The 12,176-nt window shown below is 51.4% G+C and carries 13 protein-coding genes; 7 read left to right on the top strand and 6 right to left on the bottom strand.

The features are described 5' to 3' along the window. The first annotated feature begins 33 nt into the window (after window positions 1-33). The 3 genes from ACFVTB_RS14565 to ACFVTB_RS14575 all read left to right on the top strand — a co-directional run bounded on the left by ACFVTB_RS14565 (window position 34) and on the right by ACFVTB_RS14575 (window position 1,402). Complete coding sequence (locus tag ACFVTB_RS14565) at window positions 34-438, top strand: MarR family winged helix-turn-helix transcriptional regulator (protein WP_387750139.1); 405 nt, start codon at window positions 34-36, stop codon at window positions 436-438. A 381-nt stretch (window positions 439-819) separates the two neighbouring features. After that, window positions 820-1,107 (top strand): hypothetical protein, encoded by a 288-nt coding sequence (locus tag ACFVTB_RS14570; RefSeq protein WP_387750142.1) that lies wholly within the window; start codon window positions 820-822, stop codon window positions 1,105-1,107. Between the two features lie 97 nt (window positions 1,108-1,204). Continuing rightward, entirely contained in the window at window positions 1,205-1,402 is a 198-nt protein-coding gene (locus ACFVTB_RS14575; RefSeq protein WP_387750145.1) for a hypothetical protein, read from the top strand. A gap of 442 nt (window positions 1,403-1,844) precedes the next feature. On the opposite strand, the gene ACFVTB_RS14580 is transcribed toward ACFVTB_RS14575, so the two are convergent. The 4 genes from ACFVTB_RS14580 to ACFVTB_RS14595 all read right to left on the bottom strand — a co-directional run bounded on the left by ACFVTB_RS14580 (window position 1,845) and on the right by ACFVTB_RS14595 (window position 5,398). Further along, entirely contained in the window at window positions 1,845-3,128 is a 1,284-nt protein-coding gene (locus ACFVTB_RS14580; RefSeq protein ID WP_387750147.1) for a CapA family protein, read from the bottom strand. Window positions 3,129-3,144: 16 nt separating this feature from the next. Continuing rightward, window positions 3,145-3,873: an RluA family pseudouridine synthase gene (locus ACFVTB_RS14585; protein WP_387750150.1), complete on the bottom strand. Its 729-nt coding sequence runs from the start codon at window positions 3,871-3,873 to the stop codon at window positions 3,145-3,147. Further along, window positions 3,873-4,739: a class I SAM-dependent methyltransferase gene (locus tag ACFVTB_RS14590; RefSeq protein ID WP_387750153.1), complete on the bottom strand. Its 867-nt coding sequence runs from the start codon at window positions 4,737-4,739 to the stop codon at window positions 3,873-3,875. Before ACFVTB_RS14590 ends, ACFVTB_RS14585 begins: the two co-directional genes overlap by 1 nt. A 335-nt stretch (window positions 4,740-5,074) precedes the next feature. Beyond that, window positions 5,075-5,398, bottom strand: a complete 324-nt coding sequence (locus ACFVTB_RS14595; protein WP_387750156.1) for a helix-turn-helix domain-containing protein — start codon at window positions 5,396-5,398, stop codon at window positions 5,075-5,077. A gap of 156 nt (window positions 5,399-5,554) precedes the next feature. Between ACFVTB_RS14595 and ACFVTB_RS14600 the strand changes: the two genes are divergently transcribed. Continuing rightward, window positions 5,555-5,704: a hypothetical protein gene (locus ACFVTB_RS14600; RefSeq protein WP_387750159.1), complete on the top strand. Its 150-nt coding sequence runs from the start codon at window positions 5,555-5,557 to the stop codon at window positions 5,702-5,704. Window positions 5,705-5,923: 219 nt separating this feature from the next. On the opposite strand, the gene ACFVTB_RS14605 is transcribed toward ACFVTB_RS14600, so the two are convergent. Next, entirely contained in the window at window positions 5,924-7,210 is a 1,287-nt protein-coding gene (locus tag ACFVTB_RS14605; protein WP_387750162.1) for a methyl-accepting chemotaxis protein, read from the bottom strand. 216 nt (window positions 7,211-7,426) lie between these two features. On the opposite strand from ACFVTB_RS14605, the gene pdaA reads away from it, so the two are divergent. Then, the gene (gene pdaA, locus ACFVTB_RS14610) at window positions 7,427-8,224 is read left to right on the top strand and encodes a delta-lactam-biosynthetic de-N-acetylase (protein ID WP_387750164.1); all 798 of its coding nucleotides are present in this window, start codon (window positions 7,427-7,429) and stop codon (window positions 8,222-8,224) included. Here the strand turns inward: pdaA and ACFVTB_RS14615 are convergent. Then, complete coding sequence (locus ACFVTB_RS14615; protein ID WP_387750167.1) at window positions 8,221-9,318, bottom strand: branched-chain amino acid aminotransferase; 1,098 nt, start codon at window positions 9,316-9,318, stop codon at window positions 8,221-8,223. The genes pdaA and ACFVTB_RS14615 overlap by 4 nt on opposite strands. A gap of 119 nt (window positions 9,319-9,437) precedes the next feature. Here ACFVTB_RS14615 and ACFVTB_RS14620 point away from each other — a divergent pair, with 119 nt between their 5' ends. Continuing rightward, entirely contained in the window at window positions 9,438-10,346 is a 909-nt protein-coding gene (locus tag ACFVTB_RS14620; RefSeq protein WP_387750170.1) for a LysR family transcriptional regulator, read from the top strand. Between the two features lie 51 nt (window positions 10,347-10,397). Then, window positions 10,398-11,471, top strand: a complete 1,074-nt coding sequence (locus tag ACFVTB_RS14625; RefSeq protein ID WP_387750173.1) for a hypothetical protein — start codon at window positions 10,398-10,400, stop codon at window positions 11,469-11,471. Window positions 11,472-12,176 lie beyond the last annotated feature (705 nt).

Genomic DNA, 12,176 nt, shown 5'->3' on the forward strand with positions numbered 1-12,176 from the left:
AAAGGAGAAAATTGGACAGAAAGCGGGTGTATTATGGTTTCTGAAGAATTTACTCGATTGTGGACAAAGCTGACGCGAGATTGGAAGATGAGTCTGGAGGAACAACTGGCGCCGTTAACGGAAGGTCAGCTCAATGTATTGGAGCTGATGCTGCAGCACGAGCCGATGAAGCCTTCCGATTTGCTGCAATACTTGTCGACAACCCCTGCCGCCATCACGACGCTGCTGGATCGGATGGAGCGAAACGAGCTCGTTATTCGAACAAGAGACGATAACGACCGGCGTATCGTATGGGTTTCCGTATCGGACAAAGGGCGGTCAGAAGCCGAACGCGGCAGCGCCATTCGCGCCACGCTGATCGGAGAATCGCTCGACCGCATCTCCTCACATAACCAGCAACTGCTTGTCTATTTGCTCGGCAAAGTGGCGAACGCCTGACGACCGAGGAGCATGGAAACGACCGACCGACATCCTTGCCGGAGTCGGGTTTTAAGTAGATAAGCGTCGCGCTCAAGGCGTGGCATGGACCGCCAGGCTCCCTAAGGGAGTGGAATTTTGGATAAGCGGCCGCGCTCTGAGCGCGAAATCGACCGACCGACTCCCTGTGGGAGCCGGGTTTTAAGTGGATAAGCGCTGCGCTCTGAGCGCGGAAATGACCGACTGACTCCCTGAAGGGAGCTGGGTTTTAAGTGGATAAGCGCCGCGCTCTGAGCGCGGCGCTTTGTTATGCGGCGAGGCACGGTACTTGAGGCGAGGGACAGTGCAATTATATCGCTATGTAGGTGCATCACCCGGCCGATTTGGGCATCGAAGCAATAGTTGGAGGCAAATGCCGGCAGCAGCTATTGCAGTATTAGATTTGTGCTGCCACTGTGTGCAGTGCAAGAAGCGGAAAATGAGCCGACTCATTTCCAGGAAGATGTTGGCGGTGTAGCTACAGCATCAACAGCATCAACAGCATCAACAGCATCAACGGCTTGCCGTATATTTTCAATCCACTCCGACATCATCTTCATGCTTGCTTTAGTGAATAACTGCCAAAATGCAGTTATTTACTCAAATGACGCTCTGCAAGAGGGCAATAACTGCATTTTGGCAGTTATTTGACGTTCAAGGCGCCCAAATGCCTTGATCTCAAATAAATAACTGCGATATGGCAGTTATTCCCTTAAATGATGCTCGTGCAAGGAGAAATAACTGCATTTTGGCAGTTATTTGCAGTTTTTCACCGCCGAATGCTGCCGACCCCGACCCCGACCCCGACCCCGACCCCGACCCCGACCCCGACCCCGACCCCGACCCCGACCCCGACCCCGACCCGGAGACGTGCAATATGGCTAAGTCGCATATTGTGCTGCATTTGGGCGGCAATGCTGTTCGTGAGCCGATCGAAATGCATTGATCGCGCTAAGCGAACGAATGACGAAGGCAAGGCAAACAATCATAGCGAGATCTAGAAAAGAACTATAGTAAGATTTAGAGCTAAGCTAGAGCAGATCTAGAGCAAATATAGAGCAAATATAGAGAGGAAACAGAGTAGAAGCATAGCAAGTCTAGAGCAGGTCTAGAGTAGATCTAGAGTGAAACAAAAGTAGATCTAGAGCAAATCAAGAGCAAATCAAGAGTAGATCTAGAGTAGATCTAGAGTAGATCTAGAGTAGAGTAGCGCCAGAGCCTGGGTATGCCTGCTGTTAGTTAGGTTGATCTGGCTTGAAATAAAAAAAGAAACCCGACCGATTCAAGCGGGTTTCTTACGAATCTTAAAGAGACCATAAATACGGGTCTCGTTTTTCTATGAATGAGAACCACAAAATCCCTAAGCGAAGCTCACCTTGGCCTTGGCGCTACCTCATCGATTCCAATCTGTTGCGAAGGAGCGCCAGATGAGTTTTAAGCGACTTGTAATCTGCTGCCGTTAACAGACTGTCCGAGCTGTCTTTAATCGTTTGTTCGACAGGAAGGATGCGGTAACGATAATTGCGGTCTGGCTGATAGCGGTGGACCCATGTCGGGATTGACGTAATTTCTTTGAGCTCGACAGTGCCGTTTGTTGCGTTTTTCCGGATATGAACTTTGAAAATGACGCCGTAATCTTTCGTATTGTCCCTTTGATTAGAAATAAAGTTTCCAAGAGAATAAATAATGAGTCCTTGGCGGGTACCGCCCTTACCATCTGTCGCTTGCAACACTTCATAAGGCTGTATGACATGAGGGTGGGAGCCGGCAATAATATCAGCCCCTTCGGCGATCAGCTTACGAGAGAGCCGTTTTTGCTCCTCATTCGGCTGCGTTTGATACTCTGTCCCGAAATGCAAGGCGATTGTAACGAGGTCGGCTCCGGCTTCCTTCGTCTTTTTGATGTCGGCAATGATTTTATTCTCGTCAATCATATTGACCATATAAGGCTTGCCTTCCGGTATCGGGATGCCGTTCGTACCGTACGTGTATGCAAGAATGCCCATCTTAATGCCATTACGCTCGACGATAACATTGGCATCGGCTTCTTCCCGCGAAGCTGCAGAGCCTTTAATAGCAAATGAATATTGCTTTAAATGCTCTAGCGTCCTTAACAAGCCTTTCTCGCCTTTATCCAGTACATGATTGTTGGCGTTCGTCAAAATATTGACGCCAGCGTCGTCAAGCGCATCCAACAGTTCAATAGGAGCGTTGAAGCTTGGATAGCCGGTGTAGCCATAGGATGCGCCGGCTATCGGCGTCTCTAGATTGGCCATCACCCAGTCTCCCTGTTCAAAAAGCGGAGTGACCTGCTTGAAATACTCGCTGAAATCGTATCGTTTCTTGACTTTATCGTAAGCGCCGGGTATTTGCGGCTTATGCATCATGATGTCTCCGACGGCAATCAGTGTTGCTTCCTGGTAAACGGGGGTCGGCTCCGGCGTCGGCGCAGGCGGCGGCGAAGCCGTTGGTGACGGAGGCAAAGGGGGGGCCTTTGCCTCGTCTGAGGGGAGACCGTCGGGCTCCGGCGTTGCGAACGCGGAGGTCTGGACCGAACGGCTCCCGGATCCGTCTTCCGTAAGCATGGTGATTACGATAAACAGCAGTCCTGCCGTCGACAACAGTAATAAAACAAAGTTGAAGACGGTATGTTTGCTGCGTTTTCGTCGCATCAGAGATCTTTCCTCCTTATTGTATAAACCAATCGATCGCTTCCATCAGCTCCTGTTCGCTCCATCGGCTCCAAGCGGGCGAACCCGCTGGAACGGAGCGGAACAGCAGCTGTTCCTTGGTCACTGGATGTGGCATCGATACGGAGGTTGACCATAAAGCGATATCGGTAATGGATGGAGTGGGAGGCGCACCGTATTTGCGATCGGCGATAATCGAACAGCCGATATGCGCCATCTGCGCCCGAATTTGATGCGGCCGTCCGGTGAGCAACGATACCGCAATAAGCGTGAAACCGCCTTTTTGAGCAATAACGTGGTAATCAAGAATCGCTTCTTTTGCTTCAGCAGCAGGCTGGTTGAAAACAGTGACCTGATTTTTTTTCGCATCTTTGCGAATATAATGCTGCAAACGTCCTTGCGGAGCGTTAGGCGAGCCGTGTACGACGCAAGCGTACGTTTTTCCGAAAGAGCGGCTGCGTACCGCTTCCGATAGCCGGGACGCGCCTTTCGATGTTTTTGCGAATACCATCGCTCCGCCTACCGGCCGGTCGAGCCGGTGCACAAGTCCGAGAAAAACGTTGCCGGGCTTGTTATAGCGAATTTTCAAATCCTGCTTGAGGAGCGTAAGCATATCGGGATCGCCCGTTTCATCCTCCTGAGAAGGAATACCCGGAGGCTTGACGACAACGATCATATGATTGTCCTCATAGAGCACCGGGATGGCCGATAAACGATCCTCAGTCATTAGACGGACTCCCAACGGCCAAGAATGCCGCATGGCAGGTGCAGCCCGGTAGCGGTAATAGGCAGCCCGATTTCGCCGCAATTAATTTCGCCGCCATATTTGCGCTGCATCGTCATATGGAGCAAATTATGCAGTACGGAAGGCGATAAGCCCGTCGTATAAGAGTTGAGAAGCAGGAACAACGGGTTGTCCGACAAAATGGTAGTGCAAAGCTCGAGGAACGGATAAAGATTTTCTTCCAGCTTCCACGTTTCGCCATTCGTACCGCGGCCGTAAGAAGGCGGGTCCATTATAATCGCATCGTATTGCCGTCCGCGGCGCTGCTCGCGTTGTACGAATTTGAAAACATCATCAATAATGTATCGAATCGGCGCGTTTTCTAGACCCGAGAGCTGAGCGTTTTCCTTTGCCCATTGGACCATCCCTTTCGCTGCATCAACGTGAACGACTTCTGCGCCGGCAGCCGCCGCCGCTACTGTAGCTCCGCCGGAATAGGCGAATAGGTTGAGGACGCGAATCGGCCGTCCTGCCGAACGGATTTTATCCATCATCCAGCTCCAGTTGACTGCTTGCTCCGGGAAAAGCCCCGTATGCTTGAAGTTGGTCGGTTTAATATGAAATTTCAGCTCGCCGTATGCGATTGTCCATCGCTCTGGAAGCGTAGATTTGAACTGCCATTGACCGCCTCCCGATGTGCTGCGGTGGTAATGACCGTCGGCTTGTTTCCACTGGCCCGTTTCTTTGGCGAGCGGCCAAATGATTTGCGGATCCGGTCTGCGGAGAACGTAAGGTCCCCAACGCTCCAGCTTGTCTCCGGCTCCAGTGTCCAAAAGCTCGTAATCGGTCCATTTATCTGCTACGTACATGGTAAGAAACCCTTCCTTAACGACAAATTTGTATTATAATGATGTCACCCGAATATTATATCGAAGCCAGCATGCCGAAGCAATCGAAAAGGGCGAAGTTGCTAGCGGGAGAAGCGGGAAACACGCAATAGAAGCCGAAAGATGACACAATGAGCAGGTGTGCGGGTAAGGCATAGCAGGAAGTCGAGAAGCGCAAGGAATGGCAGCAGTAGAGAATTCAATGCCTAGAGAAGCGCTTTAATTGTGAAAAGAGACAGATGCAAAGGGCAGTGGCATCAAAAATCGCTTTTCCTGGCGAAAAGGCAAAACCGCCGTTGCCCGCAGCGGGACAACGGCTATTCGGACTCTCGGATGGCGGTCAGCATTTTGTCGATCGACTGTTTTCGCCGGTCGGTGTCCATGCCATTCAGCAGACGGACAATTTCGAGCGTCTCGGCCGACATTGCCGTGTCGCCATTGCGAGCGCTTCCGTCTATAATGTAATCGGTCGTCACGTTGAAAAAGTCGGCCAGTCTCAGCAGCGTGTCATACACGGGCTGGCGGTTGTTGATTTCATAATGACTGTAGGCGGAACGAGTAATCCCGATTGTTCGCGCAACGGCTTCCTGGGACAAGCTTCTGCCGATCCGAAGCTCTCTCAGGCGATCTCCCATCGTCATGAGCAGTGGCTCCTCACCTAAAGATATTCACCCACTAATAGTAATTTATGATACGAAATGTATCATGTCAAGTATTTCCTATAAATCATAAAGAAAGTTGGCTGATAATAGATTATGGTCATTATGTTTGAATGTGTTTGCGGGAACAAAACGGGTATGTTTGCCACGGGAGATCGCGACGATAGCGGAAAGGAATATATTGAGCTGGAAGACGACGATCGGCTGACCTTTACCGTATCCGAGTCGGGGGTTCTGTTCAAATGCAAGTTTTGCGGATATACCTATCGATTAGATCGGTTGACTTGACTTCGAGTGAGAGAGAACGCTGCGTGGCAGAGGATTCTTTCACTCGCTGTTAAAGCCCGATTCCTTTATTTTCTATAAGTTTGCGGTAAAAATCGGACTTTAAAGGCGAACACTATCGTTTCTCCAGAGCCAAACAAGAAACTAAAAGGGCATAGATTTCACGCTCGCGAACCTTTCAGCGACGAGCGGAAACTAAGCCCTTTTTTTAATTACAGAAAATTAAGCCGTTTTATCGAAAAATGAGATTTGCTTCTTCAGCGAGCCGGACTGCTGTCGGAGAAAATCAGAAGCGGCAGCAATTTCCTGCATCAGCGCCGTTTGTTCCTGCGTCGAGGCGAAAACGCCCTTCGCTCCCGTCTGAATGGAGGCGGAAACGGCGGCCATTTGCTTCGCTTCCCGCAGCGTAAGCTGCACTTGTTCAACCTGCCCCTCAAGCATTTGAGCAATATGCTCGAAAGTTCCGTATACATCGCTCGCTGTCTCGCTCATCTGCCCGAGCGCTTCGGACACGGCAGCTCCGCTCTGCGATTCTCGTCGCGCCGCTTCCGCCTGTTGCGCGATTTGCCGCGACGTTTCTTGTATTTCCGTCTGTATGCCTGCAATTAATCCTTTAATAGATGATACGGCGCCCGCGCTTTGTTCGGCCAGCTTTTTCACTTCGCCGGCTACGACTGCAAAACCGCTGCCGTGCTCGCCAGCATGAGCCGCTTCAATCGATGCGTTCAGGGCAAGCAGATGCGTTTGCTCAGCAATTTCCCCGACTAGGGCGGAAATACCGTTAATTTGCTCTGCTTGTTCATTCAGATTGCGCATCCGGTCGGCAGATCGGCCGCTCGTCTCGACCATGCCATAGATTCCGTCGACCAGCGACTGGATAACGGCCGCATTGCCGCGAATCGTCTCGACCATACCGGCTGTCAGCTCGCGCGCCTGTCCGGCCTGCCGTTCGATCTCGTTTGCCGTTTCCGTCATCCGGTGGACCGAGTGGAACATCGTGTCGGTGGAGCTGGACTGCGATTCAGCGCCTTCAGCAATCTGCTCTGCCGTCTCCGTGATGGATTCGATATGCCGGGCAGCATGGGAGATAGCCGTATTCAGCTCTGCCGTATGGCGGTCGGTCTCCTGATAGGAGTCGCTGATGCCATTCACAACTGCTCCTAGATGCGACATCATATTGCGGAAGGAAAGGCCTAGTGCCCTGAGCTCGTCATCGGACTCGCTTGGCACAACGACGGCGTTCAAATTGCCGGAGGCGGCTTGCTCTGCAGCGGCCGTCATTTGAATAAGCGGTTTAATGAGCCATTTCGCTGCAATCCAACCGAGAAAAGCCGTCCAGAATATGCCCAGGGAAAGGGTAATGATCGTAAAAATCCATTCCGGTATGTAGTTCTTCGTAAAGTCGTTGATTACGAAAATAAAAAAGGCGCTTGTGCCGTAAGTGACGGCGGATACGATGGTAATGCCGAGTACGATTTTTTTGACGAGACTAAATTTGAATTTGGACATGGGCGGCACCTTCCTGACTGTAAGATATTGGGCTAATCCCATCGTAGCATGATTGAGAGAAAGCTGTAATTCGGGGAAAGCCCTGAACGGCAGGGGGAGAAGCCCTGATTTTGCGAAAGCGTATTCACAAATAAGACGGAAGCTCCAAAATGATACGATTGGGCGAATTGGGGAAAAGTAACGTTTGAGTCCAGCTAAGAAGGAGAGAGAGCGACAATGAAGACCTACCGCAACGCCGCGCGCATAATAATCGCCGCAGCCGCCGGCTTGCTGCTGTTAACCGGCTACGCAGCCGCCTCGAACGGAGCGTTCCATTTCGGTTTCAAGAAAAGCGTACAGGGCCGCCTGCCGTCAATCAACGAAGAAGGCTTCAAAGATATCGTTATGAAGCATGGCGCGATTTTTCTAGGCGATACCGCCCAGAAGGAGCTTTATTTAACGTTCGACAACGGCTACGAGAACGGGTATACGGCGAAAATGCTTGATGTGCTGAAGGAGAAGAAGGTGCCGGCCGTATTTTTCGTGACGGGCCATTATGTGAAGGATCAGCCTGAGCTTGTTCGTCGAATGGCGGCGGAAGGGCATCTGGTAGGCAATCATTCCTGGAGTCACCCGGATATGACGCAGCTCTCGTCAGAGCAAATTCGAACGGAGCTGGAAAAGGTAAAGGAGCAGGTGGTGCAACTGACGGGTAGGCCGGATATGACTTATTTGCGTCCGCCTAGAGGCATTTTTAACGATCATGTGCTTGCCGTTAGCAAGCAGTCGGGTTATACCAACGTATTCTGGTCGGTTGCTTATAAGGACTGGGACGTAAATAGCCAAAAAGGCCCCTCATATGCATACGAGCAGGTCATTAAACAGCTTCATCCCGGGGCAGTTATACTGCTGCACACCGTGTCGAAGGATAATGCCGAAGCGCTCGGAAGCATTATTGAGGAGGCCAGAAGGCAAGGCTATACGTTTAAAAGCTTAGATGAAATGGCGATTAAAAAATACGACGGCGAATCTTAGTTCTTGGCAGCTGAAGCTTGCCGGTAATCAAGTTCAAGCACCCATCCGAAAGGATCGGCGACGGAGCCGCGCTGAATGCCAGTCAAAGTATCGTACAGCTTGGCCGACAATTCGCCGGTTTGGCCGTTATTGATGACGAGAGGCTTTCCTTCCCACAGCAGTTCGCCGATTGGCGTAATAACGGCCGCTGTACCGGTTCCGAACGCTTCAATCAGCGTTCCGTTCGCGTGAGCTTCCACCAGCTCATCGATGGACAGCTGACGCTCTTCAAGCGGAATGTTCCAATGTTTGATCACTTGAATGATTGAATCGCGCGTAATGCCGTCCAAAATGCTGCCGTTCAAAGCCGGCGTCACGATCGTTCCGTTCAAATTGAAGAACACGTTCATGCTGCCGACTTCCTCGATATATTTGCGATGGACGCCGTCCAGCCATAGCACTTGAGAGCTTCCTTGCGCGGAAGCTTTCTCTTGCGCTTTCAAGCCCGCCGCATAATTGCCGGCGGTTTTTGCGTTGCCTACGCCGCCTTTAACCGCGCGGACATATTCCGATTCAACGGCAATTTTAACGGGGTGGATGCCTTCCGCATAATAAGAGCCGACAGGCGACATGATGATCATAAATTTATACTGCAGCGATGGAGCGACGCCAAGCGCAGCTTCCGTTGCAATAATAAAAGGACGGATGTAGAGCGACGTGTCTTCTTCGGAAGGAACCCACTCGCGGTCGACCAAAATGAGCTGCTTCAAAGCCTCAAGCGCCAGTTCCTCGTCCAGCTCCGGTATGCTCAGGCGCTCGTTGGAACGGTTAAGACGGGCGAAGTTGCGGTCCGGACGGAACAAGCGGATGATGTCATCTGCCGTTCTATATGCTTTTAGACCTTCAAATACCGTTTGTCCATAATGAAAAACTTTGGCAGCCGGATCTAGCGTAATGGGCTGATAAGGGACGATACGGGCGTCGTGCCACCCTTTCGCGTCATCGTAGTCCATAATGAACATGTGGTCGGTGTAATATTTGCCGAAGCCAAGCTCGGAAGCTTTTGGCTGCGTTTTTTTAATTGCGGAACGTTCGATGCGAATTGATTGTGTCATGTCGAAAAACAGCTCCCTATATAGGATTGGTTATTTGAATCGTACCACTTATGAAGGTATATTAATAGTATCTGTTTTATCGGATCACCATACTTTCAAGGTATACAGGGGAGGCCTTTATGGATATTCGTCAATTAAGGTATTTTTTGGCGATCGCGAAGGAAGGTCAAATTACGAAAGCGGCCAAAATATTAAATATGGAGCAGCCTCCGTTAAGCCGGCAGCTGAAGCTGATGGAGCAGGAGTTAAACGTCACGCTGTTTGACAGGAGCGGCAGAGGACTGACGCTGACCCATGCGGGTGAGCTGCTGCGCGATAAGGCCGAGCTACTGCTTCATCAATTTGGAGAAACGTTAAAGGAAGTGAAGGAGCTGGACGCAGGGATACAAGGGATGCTTGCGATCGGTTCGGTCGTTTCCTGTATTTCCTTGCTTCCGCCTACGATTGAGCGGTTTAGGCAGTTGCATCCGAAGGTGACGTTCAAAATCGCGGAGGGCGATCACTATTTGCTTGGACGCGAGCTGGAGCTGCGAAGCATCGAATTGATATTAGCCCGGTTGCCGTTCGAAACGGCCGACATGAAGCCGCTATCGATTTTACCATTGCCGTCGGATCCTTATGTTGCTGTGTTACCATCCAGTTGGGTTGCCGAACCTCAGCAAACGTCGATGAAAATGAAAGAGCTTGCCGGGATGCCTTTTCTGACTTTGAAAACGGACAAGACGACCGGTATGCATCATCAAGTAATGGTGGAAGCGAGGGCGCACGGCTTCGAGCCCAATGTCATTTGTGAATGCTCCAGCGTTGCCGTCATTATGGCGCTCGTTGCTGCGGGAATCGGAGCAACTGTTTTTCCAAAATCGGTTATGGCGTCGTTTCCGCTGCCAACGATCCGCATGCTGACGATCGAAGACGCCGACATTCAATCGGAAGTCGGAATCGTATGGCTGAAAGATCGCTATTTGTCCAAGAGCGCCAGGCAGTTTATCGAGCTGTTTGAAGCTGCTGAGTCTCCTCGGCATGCATGAACATCCCGGCTTATCAAATACTACCTCTAACAAATAAAGGGAGGTAAAACGATGAAGCCTACATGGCCGAACCGAATTGGAGGCATTACGGTTTGCCTTGTGTTGCTTTTCAGCGGCACGATTAATGCGACTCCGACCGCGTCTGCGTCACAGGAAGGATCGCCGCGTGAAATGGAGGTGAAGCCCGTCGTCGTTCCGCTGAATGCCATCGCGTTGCAAGTGAAATGGCCGCAGTCGCTAGACGATGATGAAGCCGCCAAGAGCTGGCGCTTCGACGGCGGGCTTGAAGTAAGGCAGCCGCCGCTCCGAATGACCGGCAGCGCTTCGACGTATCTCGTTCCAACTACCGTTCAAGAAGCTGGAAAAACCTATCGGCTATCGTATCCGGGAGGAGAGCCGGTCTCGTTCACTTCGAATGCCGAGCCGGTTGCGTTTTGGTCAGTCAAGCAAACGGCCTACGATACAGTTGAGCTTATTTCCGACTTGGAAGAAGGCGTGACCGATTATCATAATGTAGTCCAAAAGTATGCAGGAAAGCGGAACGGTCTCGATTTTACGCTTGCAGAGAACAACAAGCGGGGGGAGCGTCCTTTTGCTATTATTCCGTCGCTGAGAGGGCTGTCGATTACGTTAACGCCAGCGAAGGGCGAGTCGGTTAAAGCTTATTATGTGCCTTTCACGCAAGCAACGGATGGACGGCAGGCGCCGAAGTTTCGTCTACCCGAAGGTCAGGAGCTGACGCCTGGCATGAAATATAGGGTTTTCGCCGATTGGGCGACTATTCGAAAAGCAGAACTGAGGGGCAAAAGCATAAAACCGCTTGCCGTCGTTGCGGCGCGGCCGATCGACGAACGAACGTTGGTACTTCATCTAAAGCTTGACCCAAAGGACGAAGCGACCGCTTCCAGAGAATTAAGACTGACAGATCCCGCAGGCGCGATGATAAAAGCCCGTTACCGCCCCCATTCAAGGTACGGCCCAATCGTTTTGTTTGACCTGGCCCCTGGCGCCCGCATGGAGCCGAATATCAGCTACAAGCTCACGCAGCTCGGCAAGTGGGCCAGCTTTCATAGCATTGCGCCGGTGCGGCTGTCTGACGCTGCGGAAATGGGGGAGGACGGGTGACAGGGGGACAATGAGGCGTACTGTCGCTTTTAACGTGATAGTGGACTGATGTAGATAAGGGAGCACTGATCTAGCGCTGCTGCCTTTTTGTATAGCTAGTTTGTTCAGTTATTGTGGGCAGTGGCTTAGGAGCGGGAGAACTGAACAAGAACGGAATGGAACGGGGCGGGGCGGGCCAAGCCGCCGCTCTTTCTATTCTAACAAACTGCTGCAACTCCAATAAGTTGTGTACAGCCGGCACTCTGTCGCTCGTTTCATCAGGTGGAGGTAGGTAACCTATTTACGTGAAGTCTCCCGTAAGTTGGAAAAATAGCCTTAAGGGGAGCACATGGAGCACAAATCGTCGCTGTAAGCCGGAAAACCGTCTTACGGCGAGCAGTTACCGTGCTGTAAGACTCGAAAAAGACTTACAGAGAAGAAAATGAGCCTGCGACCGTGCTGTAAGGCTCGAAAGCGCCTTACAGAGGAGAAAACGAGCCTGCGACTGTGCTGTAAGGCTCGAAAGCGCCTTACAGAGAAGAAAATGAGCCTGCGACCGTGCTGTAAGGCTCGAAAGCGCCTTACAGAGGAGAAAACGAGCCTGCGACTGTGCTGTAAGGCTCGAAAGCGCCTTACAGAGGAGAAAATGAGCCTGCGACCGTGCTGTAATGCTCGAAAGCGCCTTACAGAGGAGAAAACGAGCCTGCGACTGTGCTGTAAGGCTCG

Source organism: Paenibacillus sp. NPDC058071 (assembly GCF_042885235.1).
Classification (GTDB): Bacteria; Bacillota; Bacilli; order Paenibacillales; family Paenibacillaceae; genus Pristimantibacillus.

Bases quoted from the DNA above. Each gene is read 5' to 3' on its own strand.
- ACFVTB_RS14565 (WP_387750139.1), top strand. From the start codon at position 34: ATGGTTTCTGAAGAATTTACTCGATTGTGGACAAAGCTGACGCGAGAT.
- ACFVTB_RS14580 (WP_387750147.1), bottom strand. From the start codon at position 3,128: ATGCGACGAAAACGCAGCAAACATACCGTCTTCAACTTTGTTTTATTA.
- ACFVTB_RS14585 (WP_387750150.1), bottom strand. From the start codon at position 3,873: ATGACTGAGGATCGTTTATCGGCCATCCCGGTGCTCTATGAGGACAAT.
- ACFVTB_RS14590 (WP_387750153.1), bottom strand. From the start codon at position 4,739: ATGTACGTAGCAGATAAATGGACCGATTACGAGCTTTTGGACACTGGA.
- ACFVTB_RS14595 (WP_387750156.1), bottom strand. From the start codon at position 5,398: ATGACGATGGGAGATCGCCTGAGAGAGCTTCGGATCGGCAGAAGCTTG.
- ACFVTB_RS14600 (WP_387750159.1), top strand. From the start codon at position 5,555: ATGTTTGCCACGGGAGATCGCGACGATAGCGGAAAGGAATATATTGAG.
- ACFVTB_RS14605 (WP_387750162.1), bottom strand. From the start codon at position 7,210: ATGTCCAAATTCAAATTTAGTCTCGTCAAAAAAATCGTACTCGGCATT.
- pdaA (WP_387750164.1), top strand. From the start codon at position 7,427: ATGAAGACCTACCGCAACGCCGCGCGCATAATAATCGCCGCAGCCGCC.
- ACFVTB_RS14615 (WP_387750167.1), bottom strand. From the start codon at position 9,318: ATGACACAATCAATTCGCATCGAACGTTCCGCAATTAAAAAAACGCAG.
- ACFVTB_RS14620 (WP_387750170.1), top strand. From the start codon at position 9,438: ATGGATATTCGTCAATTAAGGTATTTTTTGGCGATCGCGAAGGAAGGT.
- ACFVTB_RS14625 (WP_387750173.1), top strand. From the start codon at position 10,398: ATGAAGCCTACATGGCCGAACCGAATTGGAGGCATTACGGTTTGCCTT.